This is a genomic window from Pseudomonas sp. B414 (genome assembly GCF_055408445.1).
Genome location: NZ_JBUZTQ010000041.1, coordinates 22,281 through 39,703 on the forward strand (window position 1 = coordinate 22,281; position 17,423 = coordinate 39,703).

The window sequence follows — 17,423 nt, forward strand, 5'->3', positions numbered from 1 at the left end:
GAGAGGCTCCTTAAATGCGGGTCAAAAGTGATTTGAGGGATTGCATTGCGTCGTCAACACCCGCCTCTCGCGGTGATACTGCGCTGTAGCCTTTGGCCATAAAGGCCTTGGCCTGGGAGCCCGAAAACCCTACCTCTCGCAGGGCGCGCTCCACTTTGCTGGGTGGCGGTGTTTCGCCACGGGCCAGCAGAGATTTCACATCGGTAATCCGGGCTTCGTCGTTGGCCGGAAAGGTGACCAGGGAGACTTCCCAGAGGTCGATCGCTTTCAGGATCCAGATGCCCTTTTCCTTGTCGTATTCGTAGTCATCGAGCATGTAGCCGATGGACATGCCGGTCAGGCTACCCGCCTTCATATGGGCATGGGCGCGCTTGGCCAGCGGGTCGGCGTCGATCAGCAAGCGGCCTTTGACGTACAGCCCCACATCGTCTTCGCGCATCTCGGTGTAGATGCCGATGGGTTCGCTCATGTTGTGTTGCCAGAGCATGGCGGGCAGTCGGGCTTTGGCCTTCCACTTCTCCAGCGTGGCGGTAAAGGCACCACGCACCACCACGTCGCTGTAGCTGTCCTCAACGCCGAACACGGAGCCGTAGCCTTCAAACTCGCCGCTGTCGCTGACCGATTTGATGGTCAGGGGCAGATCAAGCCGTTGTTTCGTCTGCATCGGGCGACTCCGGTTTGGTGGTCATGTTCATAGGGGTCAGGTAGATATCACCGCCCTCGCGGGGGTTTTCGTCTTCCAGTTCGCGGCAGTCGTTGGGGCTCAAAATGCCCCACTGGATGCCTTTGCCGTAGGACTCGTAACGGCCTTTGAGGTCGCCGCGCATCAGGGCACCGGCGTTGAACTTGGCGTAATGGGTCAGGCGGTCTGTTTCATTGAGCAAGCCCACCCGAATGCGGTGCTCGATGCGGGTCATCAGCGGCACCAGCGAGTAGTTCACAAAGCTCATGCCCATGTGCTCGATGTTGTTGAGGGTCATTTTTTCCATGCTGGCCACCAGGTGTGGCGGCACGCGAAACAGGCCACAGATTTGCGCCTCGCTCATCTTTTTCGATTCGATAAATTGGGTGTCCTGGGCGTTGAGGCTGATAGGTTTCCAGTCCAGGCCCATTTCCAGAATCATCGGCTTGTAAGCGTTGGCCACGCCCATGTGTTCGCCCTGAAACTCGGCTTTCAGTCGGGTAAAGGCTTCATCGGTCAGGGTTTGCTCGGTCTGCAGCACGCCGCTGGTGACCGCGCCGTTGGTAAACAGCTTGGCGGCGTGGGTGTCCATCGCCTGGCCAAGGCCCAGGGCTTGCCGTGCGTAGGCGATGGGGTTCAAACCATTCAACCCGTCGAGGGTGAACAGTCGCACATGCCAGATTTCGTCCTGTGTCAGCACCTGCTGACCGGTCTTGAAGTTGACGGTGTATTCCACCGTCCAGTCGTCTTTGAGCTTGGGCGTCACGATGTCGGGGTTCAGTGGCAGCAGCTCGACCACGCTGCCCAGCGCCATCACCTTGTAGGCGAAGAAGTTGCCGCGCAGGCACAAGCACGCCACCAGCATTTCCCAGAACTCTTGCGAGGTCATAAAGCTATTGGGCGCCATTGTCAGCAGCGGATACAGCCGGTGAGAAGTGGCTGGCAAACGAACCTTGCCGGTTTGTTTCAGCAGACGGCACGGCAACATGCCGATGGACTCGGACAACACCCTGATGCAGTTGAAAACCACCAACTGCTGTAACGCGCTGCTGGTGGTTACCCGCTGCCCGGCATGGGTGTCGTAACCTGCGCCCAAGGCCTTGGCCAGTTTCTCTGACGTCTCGATGGCCTGGGGATCGCCCTTGGCGCCAAAGAGCCGGCCAATCCGCTTGAATAACCCCATTAGAGTTTCCTGATTCCGTGTTTGGTGAGGTGGCCAGAGAGGGTTTCCTCCGGATGAAGGTTTGCCAGCACCCGCCCTATGGACATGATCAGCGCAATGGCGCCGTCGATTTTGTTGTCGTCGCCCTGCTTGATCGGGCGCACTACGTCATCGTTGCCGGGCATGTGTTTGCCGATCACGTTGGCGATGCACCAGGTCATGATCGGGTTGCCGTCATGGTGAAAACGCCCCGACTCAATCGCCGCTTCCAGCTCTTTCATCGGGTCGGACATGTTGGTGTAGTTCTGGGTGATGGTGACCGGGTTGAAACCCTCGTCATCCAGGTCATGGCTGAGGCCCGTCGCACCGTGCGGGTCGATGGGGCACCAGCGCACGGGGGCGATATGGTTGGCCTCTTTGGCTTCGTCGAGAATCTCGCGGTAGTCGATCTCGGCGCCGTCTGTGGTTTGCAGATGGCCGGAGTTGATCCACGCCTGAAAGCGTTCCGACATGCGTTTGTTGTCGGTGTTGTAGGCGGTGTCTTCGGGCACCCAGAAGTGCGGCGCGATGCAGTAGTAATGCACCCGGCCGTCGATCACCCGCCAGAACAGCCGCGCCATTGAGTTCATGTCGAGCTTGCGCGCCAGGTCGAAACCCAGAATGCATTCCTGCCCGGCGAACTGCTCCAGGGTGAGCGCGGTGTCTTCGCAGGTACGCCAGCTTTCGACGTTGTAGAAGCCGGTTTTTGCACTTACCCAGAGGTTGAGGTGCTTGGTTTTGAACGTGTTGGTGAAACGCGCCGAGCGTATGGCCCGCGCTTGCTGGCTCTCCAGGTACTCCTGGAACACCGATACCCCGTGGTTCGGGTTGGCCTTGGCCAGCATCTTCGGGTCGGTCCAGTCGTCGCCCTCGTCCAGGGTCCAGATCCAGCCGAACAGTTCCTCATCCGGCACCGTGCCTTCGAGCATTTCGATCACTTGGCGGCGCTTGTCGTAGCAAGGCCCTTCAATGTCGGCACCCGCCGTGGTGATGATGAACATCAGCGGTTGGCGACGGGAGCCCATGCCGGTGAGCATGGTGTCGTACTGGGCTGAGGTCGGGTGTTCGTGGTATTCGTCGACGATGGCGCAGCTCGGTGATGCCCCGTCGCCCGGGTTGCCGATCAGCGGCTCAAAGCGGCTGAAGTCGGAGGGGATATTCATGTTTGAGGCGTTGACCTCAATCCCTGCCGCCTCGACCAGCATCGGTGACTTGGTGATCATCAGCTTGGCCGGGCGAAACACCTCCCACGCTTGCTTCTCGGTGGTCGCACCGGCGTAGACCTCGGCGCCGTATTCGCCATCTGCCACAAACATGCTGATGCCGACACCGCCCGCCACCACGGACTTGCCGTTTTTACGCGGCACTTCCCAATAGCTCTCACGAAAGCGCCGGTGCCCGCCCTTCTTCTTGACCCAGCCGAAGGTGACGGCCAAACCGAACAACTGCCACGGCTCCAAGGTGATAAGTTGGCGTTTGAATGCCCACTCCCCTTTGGTGTGCGGCAGCAGCTGGATCAGCTTGAGCTTTTTCTCGGCTTTGGCCGGGTCGAACTTGAAGCGAAAGATGCGTTTGCGGCTGTTGGCCAAGTCATCGAAGTGGCGCTGAACCGCCTGATGAATGTACCGGCATGCCGGCACCTTGCCGCGCAAAACAGAGCGCCCCCACACCATCGCCTTGTCGACGTTGGCATGCAGGGTTTTGCTCATTAGGTACTCAGTAGTTTGGCGAATTCGTTGGTTGAAGTGGATTTGTTGCCGCCGATGATGCGGCTACGGCTTGATGGGTCGAGGCCCAGCAATGAGCCGAAGGTCACCAGTTGGCGCATGGATTCGTTGGCGGCGGTAAGTGCCGGGTTTTTCATCGGGCTGCCCTGTGCGGATTCGACGACGATGCCGAACTGCTGGACGGCTTCTTCAGCCATCCGCCACTTGTCGTAGGCGGTGCAGAACGCTTCGACGTTATGCAAATCCGTCAGCGCAACAACATGCTCGCGCAATAATTCAGGGATCAGCATTCGCCACATCGTGGCGGCGCGTGCGCTCAACCACTCGGGCGGATCAATATTGGTGACCGTTGAGAACTGCGGTTCACAGGTGTTTAAAGCCCGCTTACCGGGGTTCCCGGCGAGTTTCTTCTGGGCCGTGGGCTTGGGTTTTCGACCACGGCCAGCGACCGTGGCGGTGCCCCCCATAGCGCAACTCCTGAATTTTTAATTTCGCGGGCGAACAAAACCTCTTGAGGGCGCGGTCTAGGAGAAAAGAGCCCTCAAGTTTTGACCTCCCCCCTCCCTTGTGAGGCGAATGATTCGTATTCGAGCATTTTTATTTGCAAATTTGAGTGGTTTTTGCTTTTCAGCGTCGGGAGTTGCCAAATCCACCGTCTTCTGTGGCCGTCTTGGTGGAGTGGCAAGACCCGCAGAGCCCTTGCCAGTTGGATCGCTGCCAGAACAGCGCCATATCACCCTTGTGCGGGACGATGTGGTCAACATCCGTGGCAGCAACAACCAGGTCGCGGGCCGAACAGTGACAACACAGCGGATGCTTGGCCAAGTAGCCCGCTCGAGCCTGCTGCCACTTGTAGTTGTAGCCACGGGCCGAGCTGGATTCGCGGGGTTTCTCGCGGGTGAAGCTCTTAAGCAGGTGCAGGTGATCGTCGCAGTAGCGCGGGTTGCGCGTGAGCTTGTTGCAGCCCTGGGCGTTGCAGGGTTTCTGGGGGCGTAGCGCCATGATTAAGTACCTGATAGATGAATCAGTCAGAACGCCGTGGCAGCTTGAAGTCAGCGAAGCGGTCAGCCAGGTTGGCGATCTTCTTCACCCCTAGGAAACCAATCCATATCCCTGCCGGTGTGGCTAGACTGGAAGGCAGGCCGAAGTACTCCAGCACTGAGATCAGACTGATCGTCAGCAGCGTGCAGATGGTTGCCTCAAGCAGCGCCTGCCGCCGGGTACCGCCGCCATACACAATGCGCAGCATCGCCATTACAAAGGACAGTGAGGCGGCATAGATCGTCGGGGAGTGCTGACTCAGCCACGCGAGTACGATCACCCAGGTGTCTGGTTTGTCAGGCATATGAGGCATCCGGTGTCCTCCCGATTGGGAGCTAGAAATGAAAAAGCCCCGCTTCATAGCGAGGCTTATTTATATTGGGTTGGCCTATTGAGTTACTGAAAGAGAACCTAAGCTGAAACCATCAACACTTGATATCTTGCCGCGCCACAAAACGCCGCTACTAATTATTGGCTTACCAGCATCCGCAAAAACTCTCGTTTCCTGCATATGAATAAACTGACAGACCGGTCGTTCTTCACTATCAGCATCATGTACTGGCTGTAACATCTGTATCAGCTTTTTCCCTGTGTCTTTGTTTTCTTCTGGCAAAGCTCCTGAAAAGTTAGCTGCTAACTGTTCAAAATATGCTTCTTCAGAAATCATCTCGCCAGAAATCAAATTCCCACCGACTGTCAGAGTCATAGGAACACGGAATGGCGTCGCATTAACAAACTGTGCGAACCACTGTAGAACGCCGTCTGTTTGACGTCCCTCCCATTTCATCTTAGTGAAGAGCGAATCATCAAACTCCTCTCTCAAATAATCATTGAGCGTTTTTTCATTTTGAACTTCAGTCATTGCCAGCCTCTAGCCACTACTCAAAGAGAGTAACTAGCTATACACCAATATCTGAAAAACAAAAAGCCCGACTCAACGGCCGGGCGTTCTCTGTGGTGTCCCGCTGTAACAGCTAAACACGGTGCCATCAAAACAAACCTATTCCATATGGACAACCCTTTTTATGCGGCTTCGCGCAATGTCTCCAGAACGCAGTCGATCCAGGCCACCCCTGCTTTGATCAGCTCCCGGGCCTTCATCTCACTCACCTTGTAGTGACGACCCACGCGAATGGCTGGCCACTTGGCGCCGTAGTACAACCAGACCATATCGCCCATCTGTTGGTCACGCTTGCACAGCCTGGCCAACGCCCCATCAACAGCACAGGCCAGCTCATCAGTGATGGTGTAGGACTTCGTGCTGGAGGGCAGCGCATCACGCATCAGGGCCAGCATTGGCGAGGCATAACTGGGAACCCCCATTCCGTCCATCCGCCACCAGCCCCATTGTTCAAGCATGTGTTCGGTATCACCCAAAGGCCGGTGCAGCGGTTTGCGAATCATCATTTTTTATCCTCGCCTATGGTTGTTTTCTGAATAGCGCTGCAAGCCTCACCGTTAGCGGCCTCCAGCGTATTACCGGATTCTCCGAATCTAACGCCTGTCTGCCCGTGGATCAGGCTGAAACCCTTCTCGTCTAGATGGGCGTGCCACTTCTCCAGCGCGTCACGTTTGCGGCCCATCACGTCCGACTGGATGTACACCTTCACGTTGTGGCCCATCGCGTGGTTGATCAGCAGCTCACCGATCAGGTGGTCAATGCCGAGGTCTGCCCAGCCGGTACGGGCTACCTTGCGCAGGTCGTGGCTGGTCCACTCGCCCTTGCCCAATCGGGTGAACACGGCACTGGCCTGCCCTTCGCTCAGCGCCTTGCCATTGCGGGCCGGGAACAGGTACTGGCCGTCATAACCACGGGCGGTTTGGGTTTCGCGGTACTGGATCAACAGACTGCGCACCTGGTCGGTCAGTGGCAGGTGATGCTCCACGCCGGTTTTGGTGTGTTCTGCTGGAATGAACCACTCGCGTTCGGCCAGGCTGATATGCGGCCAGCGTGCTTGCCGGGTTTCTCCGATTCGCGTCCCGTGGCACAGCATCATCAGGGCCAGCATGGCGTCAGCCGGTTCGTTGGCAGTAACCTGCCCCAACTCACCCAACAAGTCCTGCAACTGCACACCACGCAGGCGTGACGGCTTAATCCCGACCTTGGCCTTGGAGAAGTCGCTGAACTTGATACCCGCCATCGGGTTGGATGAGATCAGGCCCAGCTTCAACGCCTGACGGAATGCCAGGGCCAGCAACTGGAACGCCAGACGCACGTAGTCGATGGAAAGAGCTTCCTGCAGCGGCCACATAAACAGGGTGTCGAGGGTGGCCTTGTTGACCTCCTCCAGCGGCAACTCACCCAGGCGCGGCAGCAGGTGACACTTCATGGCCGAAGCGCCGGTGTTCTTGCGCTTGGCCGACAAACTACGGTCACGGGCCATACGGTCGGCGTACCAGTTGAGCAGCTCGCCCGTGGTGATCCATTGCGAAATGGTCGAGCCCGCATCAGCTGACACACGCAGGCGCACGGCTGGCAGCGCAGCCAGTACCTGCTTCGCGCTCAAGTCCGGAAAGGCGCCGATGCGGTGCCAGCGGCGTTTGTTAAGCAAGTACCAGGAGCCACGGGTGCGATTCTTGGAGAAGCGAAAGTGCAACGCCGGGTGACCGGCATCCCGTAGGTCGCGCACATGCTCAAGCTTGGCATTGCGCCCAATCTCCGCATCGGACAGCTTCACGGTCAGGGTTTGAATTTTGGTGTTCATTGCCCCGCTCCCACAGGTGATTGCAGGTCCACCACTTCAAAAGTGCTGGGCCACATCAGCCCCCCGAAGTACTTTGCCGCGCTTTCGTGCTCAAAAAGGGCCACCGCCCGGTCGGGCTTGTGGCTCAAGTCGAGCTTGTACGAGCAGCAGTGAACGGCCCAGCGGTAGGCGCTCAGTTCAACCGGTACCAGATGAGGGTTAGGCATGTGCGGCACCTCCCGAACGCATGGCCCGCAGTGCCGCCAGCGCCTTGTTGCCTACTTCGGGCGCGCTGCGTTCAATAGCCCGTGACGGCAAAGCCAATGGCATTTTCTGCAACGGCAGGCCCGCCAAAATGCGGCGCACCGTGATCGTGTAGTTGCGCTCAAACAGCTTGATGCTCAGGTCGTGAGACAGTCGGTTGAGATTTTCAAACCCGCACTCTTTGGCCGTGTGCCACACCGCGTCATGGGTCCACTTGGCCTGACCCGCCATCGACGGATGCGCGTTACGGCAAGCCTCGCGATGGGCCGCAGCCAACCTCGGCAGGCCGAGCATTTCCGCTGTAGGCGTACACCAGCCGATAAACACGCCCACGTTCGGCACAAAGTCCTTGGCGGCTTGGCGTGCCTGCATCAGACCGAAGCGCAATTGCTCAGTGCTGCAGATCCCGGCCTCAAGAAAACCGCGCATCCACTGCTGCTTGGCGGCTTTGTACGTCGCCATATCCGGCCAAGCCTGCTTCCACGCGGGGAAAATCGAACGCAGTTCGCGGAACAGACCGTTGATGACTTTGGCCGTGGCCTGGGACAGCTCGGCGGCGGGCTGGATGTGTTCGCTTTCACCGGCAGCGATGAACTGGCCGGTCTGCACCTTGGCCCACAGGCCTGTGGCGATTACTGAAACTTGATTCATTGGGTAGCCTCCTGATGCAGCCAGTCGGTGTTTTCATCGTCAAAGGGTTCGTCAGTCCGGGGCTTGCCCGGGAAGCGGCTGACGTTGGTTCCGGCGCTCTTGACCTGATCACGCTGCACCCACTTGACCAGCATGCTCACCCACTCGGCCTGGGTGTTGATCACACCCTTCGGCTCGTAGTGGCAGGTGAACAGGGCAATCACCGCTGGAGTGAACAGAGCGCCAGACAGGCCAACGTGAACGGCATAGGTTTTTAGGGTTTCTGGATCGGGCAACCAGTCCAGGGTCATGGCGACCATTTCGCGAGGGTCGAACGGTTCGTGCGCGTTGGGTGGGTTTACTCCCTTACATTCCCCTTCCCTTCCGGGGGTGAGGGCTCGTCTAGGCTCAGGCGGTTCCTCGGCGAGGGCTCGTCGAGCACTCTCCGAGTCAGCGTCGATAGTCAGTCGATATGCAGGGTGCTTAATCGTCGGTCGGTCGATCTTCTGATGCTTCCAGCCATTGACGTGTAAGTACTCTTTACCCAACACCTCGTAGAGGTCGATTAGCCCATTTGTTGACAGCTCGACGAGCAGTTCACCGACCTTCGCCGAGGTGATGTCGTCGCCTGGGAAAACCAGTGCCTTCAGGGTTTTGGACGACATGGGATGGTTGCCTGCGTCGTCGCAGAAATTCCAAATACCGATAAACAGAAGGCGCGCCAAAGGGCTGCACTCCATGACCTGTTCACTGGTCCAGAACTCGGGTTTGATGGTGCGTATGCGGGCCATTACACGGCCTCCTGTGCGGTGGTCGTGGCATGTAAGGGCGCAAGGCGAGGTATCACGTCAGCGGTGTTGCGTGATGAACAAATGGTGCACATAATGGCCCCCGAAATGTGTTCTGAAGAAGCCGGTCTAGCCACCGGCTTTTTTTTGCCTGTGATTCAGGCGTTGTGGGTGTCCGGCGCATCCGTGGTAACTTTTTGGTTCCACACGAAAAGGCCCAGGAGGCCGGACATGAACTTGAATAGAGAGCTCCAACGATTGATGCTTAAAGAGCTCAGGGAGTTCTATCCGAGCAGAAGCCAAGCGGCTTACCAAATGGCTGGATATACCCAGGCCGAGTGCATCGCTAACCTGATCTACCTGCAGGAACATGGTCTGGTTGAGAGTGGGGTTTCCCACAACAACATCAGCGGTGCTGCAATCATCACTCAGGCACGAATTTCGGCTAAGGGCTTGGATTTTTTGGAGGATGATGGAGGCATCGGTGCGATCCTCGGTACCGTCACGATCAAGTTTCACGAGGACACCCTTCTTCGCTTGATCGCAGCGAGACTTGACGACGCTGACCTTCCCGAAAACGAGAAAAAGGGAATCCTGCAAGCTCTTCGAGAAGCACCTGCTGAGGCCACAAAACAGTTGATAACGAAATTGCTGGATCTGGGAATGGAGAATGTGGGGAAAGCAATTCCGCTGCTTCAAACCCTGATACAGGGCAGCCATCTCTAACCTCATCAGCGGAGCTTGCACGGACAAGGCGCACATAACCAATCAATGCGCCCTGCCTCCATAAATCGATAAAGAACCCTTCTGCATCGTCATAGGAAAAAACTTTCTTCCGGCCTGCGAGAGCTATCAGAGTTATGAGCGTCATTGGGCATCCTCACGTTCTGTATTTTTAGCTACTGGATGTATTAACAGCCAATCCGCCGCACTAGTGGTTGGAATCGAGAAGATTGATAATTGCCGGACAAACAAAACCGCCCTCCTGACCCCTCAGATCGCGATAGCTTCAGCAAGCTGGCTTTTGGGTGGATTCTGAGAAGGGAAAGAGCGCACCTCCTCCGCTGTAAATGAGCCATCTGCGTGCTGGGTGACGTAGATATCCCGGCCTCGACGAATAGCTTTGCTAAGCGCGCCCTGAGTCATTTTGAGCAAGGTTGCTGCCTCGCACTGCCCAAATTCTTGAGCAAAAACGGTGATGTGGACTCTCCTCATAGGAGTTCTCTCCATGGTTTACATGGAGAGATATTACCTTTGGCATTTTTAAAAGTAAATGCCATTGGCATTTGATGCTTTATTACCGATGGGAATAGGATCCGGCCATGAGTAAAAAGCCGCTACCCCCCGAAAAGAAAGAAGAGTGCCAGCGACTCAAGGCCATCTTTAACGCGAAAAAAAATGAGCTTGGGTTAACCCAGGAGAAGCTTGCTCACGCTTTGGAAATGAACCAAAGCTCTGTGAGCCATTACCTAAATGGCATAAACCCTCTCAATGCCGCCGTTGCAGCGTCCTTTGCAAAAATTCTGGGCGTGGAAGTTTCCGAGTTCAGCGAACGGCTCGCGGAGGAAATGACCAAGATTGCTCAGGCGATCGGCCCGCAGACTGCTAAAGAAAACAATGTCGTCACTGTCGACTTCACAAGAAAACCCGACAGCGAGGGATACGTAACAATCCCCAGACTGGATGTTTGCGGATCAATGGGGCATGGCATATCGGCGCCCGAAGGCCACATTGATGTAATCCGCGATATAACCGTACATCTGGCTTGGCTTGCCCGGCGCGGAGTCCATTACTCAAAGCTTGAAAATCTGGCGATCATTACTGGTGATGGCGACAGCATGGAAGGGACTTTCAGCGATGGTGCCTCCCTACTGATTGACCGAGGCATTACCGAGATAAAAACAGATGCTATTTATGTTTTTACCCTTGACGGTGATCTGTTCATCAAGCGCTTGCAGCGGATCACTGGCCGGTCCCTTTCCATGATTTCTGACAACCCAATCTATCGCCCAATTGATCTGGATGGCGAACAACTGGAACGAATGCATGTTCATGCCCGTGTGCTTTTGGCCTGGGATGTGAAGAAGCTCTAACAAAAACTCCGCAGGATGGATTCTTGGATGGCCTTGATTGAATCAATGGATACAAACCTACTAATTCAGCGATCCCATGCCGAGCCTGTAAGGTCGAAACTCAGCTGGCACGAGACTTGGCAAGGCCCTGATTCTGGGCTGATAAAGAATTGGGAAATCGGCCGCAAACTTGCCATCCAAAACCCCGACTTGGCAGCGCGGACGCGGGCCGGTGAACTTCCTCCTCTGAACTGGAAAGGCGGTAGTGACCGAACGCTGGTTAAGCGCGAAAAGTTCGGATCCTTACGCTACCTGGCTCAATGGCAGGGACTGCGTGGTGAGGATCTAAAAATTGCGATGGATGCAGAGGTGACTGTCAAATGTGCGAAAACACTGATGATCGTGACCTTCACGCCAGACATACGCAAAATTCTGAATGAGTCCGACAATAACAACATTGAAGACGGAGTTTTAAATGGTGGATCTACATCAGGAGTTTCAGAACAGTCGCTTTTTCAATGAAGCGCGGATTGATAGGCGCTCTGCTGATGCCCTTGTAGGTCTAGCGGCTGGCATCGTCTCCGACGGTGTCGTCACTTTAAAAGAGGCTATTTTCCTCGAAGAATGGATTGCCAAAAATCTTCTCCATCTAGAAGATCCAGTCGTCAATATTCTGTATCGCCGCCTATCAAACATGCTTTCCGATGGGATTCTGGATGCAGAGGAATCGAGAGAGCTCTTGGCAATGCTGCAAAACTTCTCAGGCCTGAGCCTTAGCCAAGGCAAAGCTGAGAACAAAGCCAGCGAGGCCAGCTTCACCACCCCGAATGACCTCCCCTTCAATATGCCCGTACCCGAAATAGTCTGGGCGGAACGCCTATTCGTTTTCACTGGCGTTATGGCCTATGGGCCACGCAAGAATTGCCAGGCACTTATTGAAGAGCGTGGCGGGCTGATTGGTGGCGGGATCAACAAAAAGACTCATTACCTGGTGGTAGGAAGCGTCGGAAACGATCAGTGGCGCCACAGCAGTTATGGCCTGAAGATCATGAGAGCCGTTGAGTTGCGCGAATCGGGTAGCCCGGTTGCCATCATTGGCGAACACGCATGGCAAGAAGCACTTTTCGGACATTCAACTTAAGCAGCATCATGCATCACACCTGAAAAGCCCCCCTCATACGGGCCAGACAAAAACCCGCCAAGCGCGGGTTTTTTCATGTCCGAAAAAAATATTAATACCAATGGCATTTACAAACAATATTGCCATTGGTATTGTTCGACTCATCGCCGGATCACACCGGCAACAAGCCGGAGACTCACCGGCTACCACGACCAGGGGGAAACCTGGCCCCAGCCCCCTCACGGGGACCGACTGGCTCAGCAATGAGAGCTCTTTAGAAACGGACACTTTCACTGCTGCACCTGGCTTGCCGGGTGCATCGGGAAAACAACCGGGAAAACATCATGGAATCGACGATCGTAGACGGAGCATGGAAAGGCCACCTCGGCCGGGGCCTTGCGCCACGGGAACTGCAATTCGTGCTTTCAGTTGCTCAAGGACTGACCGCCAAAGAGATCGCCAGAGAGTTCGGCATTGCGCCGGGCACCGTGGTCAAGCGATTGGCCTGCGCCATGTTCAAGCTCGGCGTTCACCGCCAGGGCGCGATGGTTGCCGAAGCGATGCGGCGGCAGATCATCACCCCGCTTTGCTTGCTGCTCGCCGGACTGATTGCCATCCACACGTCCACGGGCAGCGAAATGGTCCCCCGCGACCGTCGCCCCACAGAACGGCGCTTCGCCGAAATGCGCCTGGTGCGCCGCGCCGAAGCGCCAGAGCTGACCGGTTAACTCACTTATAGCGCCAGCCCGGCGCACAGGAACAACAAACCAAGGAGCATCACCATGTTGATACTTACCCGACGAGTAGGCGAAACCATCCGCATAAACGACGACATCAGCATTCAGGTGCTAGGCATTTGCGGGCAGCAAGTAAGAATCGGCATCACCGCCCCTGCGGATGTGGCGGTTCACCGCGAAGAAGTCTACGAACGAATTCAGGCTCAACGAGAGATAGACAGCGCGGCTTAACTCGCAAAGAACCAACCAGCGCCACGACAGCCTGTCGCTAACTGCCCGAGCCCCTGGTACTCCCCAGCACCAGGTCGTATCGGTCTGATCTTCGGCTTTTACCGGCCTGAGTACAGACCGATGCGGACGCCAACCCAGCAGACGCTGGACACCTGCATCACACCCCTACTCCCGTGACGAACAAACCGGAGGATTCTGCCATGCATACATAAACCGTGACGGGCACGCCCGCACAGCCAGGCTCTTACATACGGTGGCGTTTTAAGAGAGCAACACAGCCCGGTTTCGACTGGGCTTTTTCATACCTGCGTTTATTCGTCAGAACTCCATTGCAAGCACATCGGCAAACAACGCGATGCCTGAGTGCTGACTAATAACCGTAACCCTGTCGAGGATCGACCATGCATCCATCTATCTCCCAGCGCCGCGCCATTCTTGAAGGGTTGCGCGAGCGTGCACGTCTGGCCACTGCCGAGTTTTACCAAAAGCCCGGCGTAATGCCGCCGACACTGGCTCCCCGCATCATCGTCAAGGCTATTGGCGACAACAACTTTTTACTGATTGAGCGCGCCACCGGAAAGACAGTCGCCGAGCGTATCGGTCACAACAACGCCACCGGCCACGCCCGGGAGCTGGAAGCCAAAGCGGCGCAGTTCAACATCAAGCAATTCGGGAAAGCCCTGCGCAATTGGGCATTACGCATCGGCGCAATACTGGCCGTGTTTGTCTTTTTCGGCAGTCACCAGTGAGGCGCATAAACACCTCAGTACTGCGCCGCCTTCGCCAAACCCAACACAACCTGCCGCCCAGCGGACTCCTAGCCAGACCGGAGCAACAACAATGTCCAAACCTACCGATACCGCGCAATTTCTCGACGACCTCAATGGCGGTGCATTCATCAGCCAAATAGGACACGCCCTCTCCGAAGTAGCCGCCGGAGTAGTTGATCACGGCAAAGTCGGAAAACTCGTGATCACTCTTGATATCAGCCCGATTGGCCAATCTCACCAGGTAAAAATCAAACATAAGCTGGCTTACAAGGTGCCCACAAAGTACGGCGAGCTTAACGAAAACACCTGCCTCGACACACCGATGTATGTCGGCGCCGGTGGCAGCATCACGATGTTCCCCGAAAAGCACGACCAGCTATTCAATCGAGAAGAAGCACCAATCACCCCGCGCACATAATCCCACTCACAAAGAGTCTTGAACCATGTCCCTCAGCTCAGAAGCAATTCAGTTAATTACCGACACAGCCCTTGTGGCCGCAGGCAAAGCGCTGTTGACCCACACACCAACTGCCATCCTGCCTGAAGGCGCGAAAGTGGTTGATCTGGAGAAGTACCAGGCGGGCCGCAGCCGTTTCCGTGGCGTACTGGCCACCAACTCGCTGGTTGATTTCAGCGCCTACGTCACAGAGCGCGCCATTAAAGGCGCTCGCGGCTTTATTAATCAAGACGACATGGCCTGCACACTGATCTTCAACTTGGGCACTGATGCTGTACCCGGCCACGCTGATGACCGCGCAGTACTGCGCCTAAAGCCATCCGCAGGCTACAAGGCAGCTCAAGAAATCCCTGGCCGTGCAATGTCGCAGAAAGACCTCAGCGACTGGATCGAAGACTGGAATGCCTCGCTAACTGCTACCGACGAGGCTGGCCAGCCAATGAGCATCGTCAAAGCCATCGCGGCGGTGCGTACCATAACCATTAAAGCGTCATCGGAAAGTGACCATGCCGTCAGCGAAACCCGCACCAGCCGTAGTGCAATGGACCAGATCGAAGCCACCAGCAAAGAAACCCTGCCTGCTGCACTGGTTTTTTCGGTGGTACCTTACGAGGGGTTGACCGTCCGCAACATCACCTTGCGCCTGTCTGTCATCACCAGCGGCGCACAGCCAATGCTGAAACTGCGCTGGATCGGCGAAGAACTGCAGCGGGAAGAAATCGCGCACGAGTTCAAATCCGTGCTTGATGCGCAGATTGGGATATCTGCCCAGTTAACACTTGGCACATTTGACTCTAAGTAAAAAATTGCAGCGCCACAGAATCGCCATACCCGAGAAGTGGCGCGAAACTTTCAAAACCAGAGCAACTCCATCTAAAAATCGGCCCTCAGATACAATCATCACTCCACAGGATAATCAGACTGAATCTCACCCTCCTCAGAACGAAAAACAAAATCAGGTATAACCACTCTATAATTTCTTTTGCAAAAGTCAGTTTTATACACTGGAATTTCTCGCCCTAGAGCCCTCCCTGTGACAGCAACCAATTCTCGAATCTCATTTTCGGAAGCATTTCGAGCCCCTAAAATAACTGCACTTAGGAGAGAATCATCATACTTAAAAACTCCCTCGCCACCTGCATTTCTAATAACCCTGCTTTCTTGTTCATAACTCCACACATACGATTTTGTAAGAAAAATCTCCTCTAGTACTGTTTCTGGATTTGCAGGACTTCCATCCATCAACATAAATGGTCGAGCACTTGAATAAACAACATCCTGACAAATGAAATTCGAGCAAACCTCATCGAAAGATAGCCCACTATTAGAAACATTAATTTTAAACTCTAACACAACACCGGAATGGTCTTTAGAGTAGTGAGACCACATGAGCGTACTATCTGGTATTTTCGATAGCGAAAGTACTGAAGCCCCCGAAAGCAACTCGGACAAAAACTCACCACTTTCGACTATTTCAGCCATATGAGACTCACACATCGAAATTGTTTTTTCGAACTCAACACCGCTAAGATTATCCAAATTAAACATGCGTCTAATTTCCGGATGAAGATGATTAACATCACGAGAATATCTAACATCAATAGCAGGCATACAATCAAACGGATCATTAAATCTGTGAGGATTGGTAAATTTTATCGTTCTCTCAGAAATGGTCGATCTTAACCATTTACTATCTGAAAAATATTTATATCTATATATGAACTTTGACACGCAATCCCTGCCTTCTCTGAGAGTCTGAATTTTTCAAATATTATCATTTAAAAAACGTTGACGCACCTTGTCATGCAGTGCACCACACCACCCATTTGCTCGCTAAATTTGAAACAAAGCACCCTCAGCTAGCAGTAGACAGTGCAATTTTGCGCTAACGGTGCCAGCCATTATCTGATGGAGACCCTTGCAGAACAGAGCCTGCTTGAACCGTTTAACAAAGTGTCGGTCGATGCAACAAAAGACAAATCACCTTCCATTTATCTTTTTATTAACTGCAACCCACCACCCTTGATCCCAATCTTTCCACGCATTGAACTCTTGAACCCCGGGATTCCCATTGGCCTTGAAATATGAAAATCTAATATTGAATAACGCATCAGAAATCAAAATATCGTCAATACTAAATTCGATCTCTGAATCTGTCGCCAAGGATGAAAACCTTGCCACTACTTGGTCAGACTCATCGCCAACACGAACTTCAACACCCTCACAATATGCGCCTGAGTTCGCAACAGTAAAACGATGCCGCTCTACTACAGCACCCTCATCAAACGCCTGAATAATTTCGCAAAACTTAAGCTGCAAAAGAGGCTCAAGTGAACTCTCATAATTTTCTAGTGTGCGATTAGTTGCTTTTACCAATTCAATTTGTTGAGCCACAGAAGCTCTAAGCTCTTCAGCTTGAGTGGCGAGTGCTTGAGAGCTTAACTTAAGCTCTCGCCCCTGTTGCACATAACCCAGAACCAACCAGAAGAAAGCTATAGGACCAAATACACCAGCTAAAAAATCCCCTACCTCATTAAGCCCCAGGGACACCAGCTCGTCAAACCTAGCCCCCATTACCATAAAAGCGCCGCCTATATATACAGCCGTGATATGCGCAGCCCACCACTCTAAACTACGACGGCGCCACCACTCCGCCTGATTTAGCCAATACTCCATGAAACGCCTCAAGATACCACCTCCCCCAAATCAGGCCGTTACTCTAACAAATCTTCAATAACACCAAGCATCAAAGAGTACTTTAAATCAAAAACAAATAGAGCGAGCGTCAAGGTTGAGCCCCCCACTCAGCCCCCAACTGCTAGCCCAAACATCCTGCCACGATCGGCGGGGAGGATTCCTCTATGCCTTCAATCAGCACCGGGCAGCTTTGCCTGCTCCTGATCCTTTTAACTCTGTACCTGGGCGGTTGCAGGAGCTGAGTGCAACACGGTTATTGAATTGAAGCCGGAGCATCATGCCGCATAGCCAAGGCTTCCTGCATCACCTCTCCCATGACTTC

At 54.6% G+C, this 17,423-nt stretch carries 24 protein-coding genes; 9 read left to right on the top strand and 15 right to left on the bottom strand.

Going from position 1 to position 17,423, the window contains the following annotated elements; all coding sequences use genetic code 11:
- Positions 1-10: 10 nt before the first annotated feature.
- The 12 genes from ACZRMH_RS22860 to ACZRMH_RS22915 all read right to left on the bottom strand — a co-directional run bounded on the left by ACZRMH_RS22860 (position 11) and on the right by ACZRMH_RS22915 (position 9,020).
- On the bottom strand, positions 11-664 hold the full coding sequence (locus ACZRMH_RS22860) for an HK97 family phage prohead protease (RefSeq protein ID WP_464015393.1): 654 nt from the start codon (positions 662-664) through the stop codon (positions 11-13).
- Positions 642-1,865: a phage portal protein gene (locus ACZRMH_RS22865; RefSeq protein ID WP_464015394.1), complete on the bottom strand. Its 1,224-nt coding sequence runs from the start codon at positions 1,863-1,865 to the stop codon at positions 642-644. Before ACZRMH_RS22865 ends, ACZRMH_RS22860 begins: the two co-directional genes overlap by 23 nt.
- On the bottom strand, positions 1,865-3,592 hold the full coding sequence (locus ACZRMH_RS22870; RefSeq protein ID WP_464015395.1) for a terminase large subunit: 1,728 nt from the start codon (positions 3,590-3,592) through the stop codon (positions 1,865-1,867). The genes ACZRMH_RS22865 and ACZRMH_RS22870 overlap by 1 nt, the downstream gene beginning before the upstream one ends.
- Entirely contained in the window at positions 3,592-4,077 is a 486-nt protein-coding gene (locus ACZRMH_RS22875; protein ID WP_464015396.1) for a phage terminase small subunit P27 family, read from the bottom strand. The genes ACZRMH_RS22870 and ACZRMH_RS22875 overlap by 1 nt, the downstream gene beginning before the upstream one ends.
- 160 nt (positions 4,078-4,237) lie before the next feature.
- Positions 4,238-4,612 carry an HNH endonuclease gene (locus ACZRMH_RS22880; RefSeq protein ID WP_464015397.1) on the bottom strand — a complete coding sequence of 125 codons (375 nt, stop codon included), beginning with the start codon at positions 4,610-4,612 and terminating at the stop codon, positions 4,238-4,240.
- A 22-nt stretch (positions 4,613-4,634) separates the two neighbouring features.
- Positions 4,635-4,964, bottom strand: coding sequence for a phage holin, lambda family (locus ACZRMH_RS22885; protein ID WP_464015398.1), 330 nt, complete (start codon positions 4,962-4,964; stop codon positions 4,635-4,637).
- A gap of 75 nt (positions 4,965-5,039) precedes the next feature.
- Positions 5,040-5,513 carry a gas vesicle accessory protein GvpU gene (gvpU, locus tag ACZRMH_RS22890; RefSeq protein ID WP_464015399.1) on the bottom strand — a complete coding sequence of 158 codons (474 nt, stop codon included), beginning with the start codon at positions 5,511-5,513 and terminating at the stop codon, positions 5,040-5,042.
- 161 nt (positions 5,514-5,674) lie between these two features.
- Positions 5,675-6,058 carry an antiterminator Q family protein gene (locus tag ACZRMH_RS22895; RefSeq protein WP_464015400.1) on the bottom strand — a complete coding sequence of 128 codons (384 nt, stop codon included), beginning with the start codon at positions 6,056-6,058 and terminating at the stop codon, positions 5,675-5,677.
- Entirely contained in the window at positions 6,055-7,356 is a 1,302-nt protein-coding gene (locus ACZRMH_RS22900) for a tyrosine-type recombinase/integrase (protein WP_464015401.1), read from the bottom strand. Before ACZRMH_RS22900 ends, ACZRMH_RS22895 begins: the two co-directional genes overlap by 4 nt.
- Positions 7,353-7,562, bottom strand: coding sequence for a hypothetical protein (locus ACZRMH_RS22905; RefSeq protein ID WP_464015402.1), 210 nt, complete (start codon positions 7,560-7,562; stop codon positions 7,353-7,355). Before ACZRMH_RS22905 ends, ACZRMH_RS22900 begins: the two co-directional genes overlap by 4 nt.
- A complete protein-coding gene (locus tag ACZRMH_RS22910) occupies positions 7,555-8,250 on the bottom strand; it encodes a replication protein P (protein ID WP_464015403.1) in 696 nt (231 codons plus the stop codon). Before ACZRMH_RS22910 ends, ACZRMH_RS22905 begins: the two co-directional genes overlap by 8 nt.
- On the bottom strand, positions 8,247-9,020 hold the full coding sequence (locus ACZRMH_RS22915; protein WP_464015404.1) for a DnaT-like ssDNA-binding domain-containing protein: 774 nt from the start codon (positions 9,018-9,020) through the stop codon (positions 8,247-8,249). The genes ACZRMH_RS22910 and ACZRMH_RS22915 overlap by 4 nt, the downstream gene beginning before the upstream one ends.
- Positions 9,021-9,113: 93 nt before the next feature.
- On the opposite strand from ACZRMH_RS22915, the gene ACZRMH_RS22920 reads away from it, so the two are divergent.
- Positions 9,114-9,743 (top strand): hypothetical protein, encoded by a 630-nt coding sequence (locus ACZRMH_RS22920; RefSeq protein ID WP_464015405.1) that lies wholly within the window; start codon positions 9,114-9,116, stop codon positions 9,741-9,743.
- 267 nt (positions 9,744-10,010) lie between these two features.
- On the opposite strand, the gene ACZRMH_RS22925 is transcribed toward ACZRMH_RS22920, so the two are convergent.
- The gene (locus tag ACZRMH_RS22925) at positions 10,011-10,247 is read right to left on the bottom strand and encodes a Cro/CI family transcriptional regulator (RefSeq protein ID WP_464015406.1); all 237 of its coding nucleotides are present in this window, start codon (positions 10,245-10,247) and stop codon (positions 10,011-10,013) included.
- Positions 10,248-10,339: 92 nt separating this feature from the next.
- Here ACZRMH_RS22925 and ACZRMH_RS22930 point away from each other — a divergent pair, with 92 nt between their 5' ends.
- The 8 genes from ACZRMH_RS22930 (at position 10,340) to ACZRMH_RS22965 (ending at position 15,206) form a co-directional block, all read left to right on the top strand.
- Positions 10,340-11,110 (top strand): LexA family transcriptional regulator, encoded by a 771-nt coding sequence (locus tag ACZRMH_RS22930; protein ID WP_464015407.1) that lies wholly within the window; start codon positions 10,340-10,342, stop codon positions 11,108-11,110.
- A gap of 27 nt (positions 11,111-11,137) precedes the next feature.
- Positions 11,138-11,611: a hypothetical protein gene (locus tag ACZRMH_RS22935; protein WP_464015408.1), complete on the top strand. Its 474-nt coding sequence runs from the start codon at positions 11,138-11,140 to the stop codon at positions 11,609-11,611.
- Positions 11,565-12,230: a BRCT domain-containing protein gene (locus ACZRMH_RS22940; protein ID WP_464015409.1), complete on the top strand. Its 666-nt coding sequence runs from the start codon at positions 11,565-11,567 to the stop codon at positions 12,228-12,230. Before ACZRMH_RS22935 ends, ACZRMH_RS22940 begins: the two co-directional genes overlap by 47 nt.
- Positions 12,231-12,553: 323 nt before the next feature.
- Positions 12,554-12,937, top strand: a complete 384-nt coding sequence (locus ACZRMH_RS22945) for a response regulator transcription factor (RefSeq protein ID WP_464015410.1) — start codon at positions 12,554-12,556, stop codon at positions 12,935-12,937.
- 54 nt (positions 12,938-12,991) lie between these two features.
- A complete protein-coding gene (gene csrA / locus ACZRMH_RS22950) occupies positions 12,992-13,177 on the top strand; it encodes a carbon storage regulator CsrA (protein ID WP_464015411.1) in 186 nt (61 codons plus the stop codon).
- A 401-nt stretch (positions 13,178-13,578) separates the two neighbouring features.
- Positions 13,579-13,926 (top strand): hypothetical protein, encoded by a 348-nt coding sequence (locus ACZRMH_RS22955; RefSeq protein WP_464015412.1) that lies wholly within the window; start codon positions 13,579-13,581, stop codon positions 13,924-13,926.
- Positions 13,927-14,017: 91 nt separating this feature from the next.
- Positions 14,018-14,365: a hypothetical protein gene (locus ACZRMH_RS22960; protein ID WP_464015413.1), complete on the top strand. Its 348-nt coding sequence runs from the start codon at positions 14,018-14,020 to the stop codon at positions 14,363-14,365.
- Positions 14,366-14,390: 25 nt separating this feature from the next.
- Positions 14,391-15,206 carry a DUF2303 family protein gene (locus ACZRMH_RS22965; RefSeq protein WP_464015414.1) on the top strand — a complete coding sequence of 272 codons (816 nt, stop codon included), beginning with the start codon at positions 14,391-14,393 and terminating at the stop codon, positions 15,204-15,206.
- Positions 15,207-15,304: 98 nt separating this feature from the next.
- On the opposite strand, the gene ACZRMH_RS22970 is transcribed toward ACZRMH_RS22965, so the two are convergent.
- Positions 15,305-16,135 (bottom strand): DUF2971 domain-containing protein, encoded by an 831-nt coding sequence (locus ACZRMH_RS22970; protein WP_464015415.1) that lies wholly within the window; start codon positions 16,133-16,135, stop codon positions 15,305-15,307.
- Between the two features lie 249 nt (positions 16,136-16,384).
- Positions 16,385-17,080 (bottom strand): hypothetical protein, encoded by a 696-nt coding sequence (locus tag ACZRMH_RS22975; RefSeq protein ID WP_464015416.1) that lies wholly within the window; start codon positions 17,078-17,080, stop codon positions 16,385-16,387.
- Positions 17,081-17,423 lie beyond the last annotated feature (343 nt).

Excerpts from the sequence above, each read along its gene's own strand:
- ACZRMH_RS22895 (WP_464015400.1), bottom strand. The coding sequence starts at position 6,058 with ATGATGATTCGCAAACCGCTGCACCGGCCTTTGGGTGATACCGAACAC.
- ACZRMH_RS22965 (WP_464015414.1), top strand. The coding sequence starts at position 14,391 with ATGTCCCTCAGCTCAGAAGCAATTCAGTTAATTACCGACACAGCCCTT.
- gvpU (WP_464015399.1), bottom strand. The coding sequence starts at position 5,513 with ATGACTGAAGTTCAAAATGAAAAAACGCTCAATGATTATTTGAGAGAG.
- ACZRMH_RS22915 (WP_464015404.1), bottom strand. The coding sequence starts at position 9,020 with ATGGCCCGCATACGCACCATCAAACCCGAGTTCTGGACCAGTGAACAG.
- ACZRMH_RS22945 (WP_464015410.1), top strand. The coding sequence starts at position 12,554 with ATGGAATCGACGATCGTAGACGGAGCATGGAAAGGCCACCTCGGCCGG.
- ACZRMH_RS22865 (WP_464015394.1), bottom strand. The coding sequence starts at position 1,865 with ATGGGGTTATTCAAGCGGATTGGCCGGCTCTTTGGCGCCAAGGGCGAT.
- ACZRMH_RS22935 (WP_464015408.1), top strand. The coding sequence starts at position 11,138 with ATGGCCTTGATTGAATCAATGGATACAAACCTACTAATTCAGCGATCC.
- ACZRMH_RS22905 (WP_464015402.1), bottom strand. The coding sequence starts at position 7,562 with ATGCCTAACCCTCATCTGGTACCGGTTGAACTGAGCGCCTACCGCTGG.
- ACZRMH_RS22975 (WP_464015416.1), bottom strand. The coding sequence starts at position 17,080 with ATGGAGTATTGGCTAAATCAGGCGGAGTGGTGGCGCCGTCGTAGTTTA.
- ACZRMH_RS22900 (WP_464015401.1), bottom strand. The coding sequence starts at position 7,356 with ATGAACACCAAAATTCAAACCCTGACCGTGAAGCTGTCCGATGCGGAG.
- ACZRMH_RS22940 (WP_464015409.1), top strand. The coding sequence starts at position 11,565 with ATGGTGGATCTACATCAGGAGTTTCAGAACAGTCGCTTTTTCAATGAA.
- ACZRMH_RS22955 (WP_464015412.1), top strand. The coding sequence starts at position 13,579 with ATGCATCCATCTATCTCCCAGCGCCGCGCCATTCTTGAAGGGTTGCGC.
- csrA (WP_464015411.1), top strand. The coding sequence starts at position 12,992 with ATGTTGATACTTACCCGACGAGTAGGCGAAACCATCCGCATAAACGAC.
- ACZRMH_RS22870 (WP_464015395.1), bottom strand. The coding sequence starts at position 3,592 with ATGAGCAAAACCCTGCATGCCAACGTCGACAAGGCGATGGTGTGGGGG.
- ACZRMH_RS22880 (WP_464015397.1), bottom strand. The coding sequence starts at position 4,612 with ATGGCGCTACGCCCCCAGAAACCCTGCAACGCCCAGGGCTGCAACAAG.
- ACZRMH_RS22885 (WP_464015398.1), bottom strand. The coding sequence starts at position 4,964 with ATGCCTCATATGCCTGACAAACCAGACACCTGGGTGATCGTACTCGCG.
- ACZRMH_RS22860 (WP_464015393.1), bottom strand. The coding sequence starts at position 664 with ATGCAGACGAAACAACGGCTTGATCTGCCCCTGACCATCAAATCGGTC.
- ACZRMH_RS22910 (WP_464015403.1), bottom strand. The coding sequence starts at position 8,250 with ATGAATCAAGTTTCAGTAATCGCCACAGGCCTGTGGGCCAAGGTGCAG.
- ACZRMH_RS22920 (WP_464015405.1), top strand. The coding sequence starts at position 9,114 with ATGGCCCCCGAAATGTGTTCTGAAGAAGCCGGTCTAGCCACCGGCTTT.
- ACZRMH_RS22930 (WP_464015407.1), top strand. The coding sequence starts at position 10,340 with ATGAGTAAAAAGCCGCTACCCCCCGAAAAGAAAGAAGAGTGCCAGCGA.
- ACZRMH_RS22925 (WP_464015406.1), bottom strand. The coding sequence starts at position 10,247 with ATGGAGAGAACTCCTATGAGGAGAGTCCACATCACCGTTTTTGCTCAA.
- ACZRMH_RS22960 (WP_464015413.1), top strand. The coding sequence starts at position 14,018 with ATGTCCAAACCTACCGATACCGCGCAATTTCTCGACGACCTCAATGGC.
- ACZRMH_RS22875 (WP_464015396.1), bottom strand. The coding sequence starts at position 4,077 with ATGGGGGGCACCGCCACGGTCGCTGGCCGTGGTCGAAAACCCAAGCCC.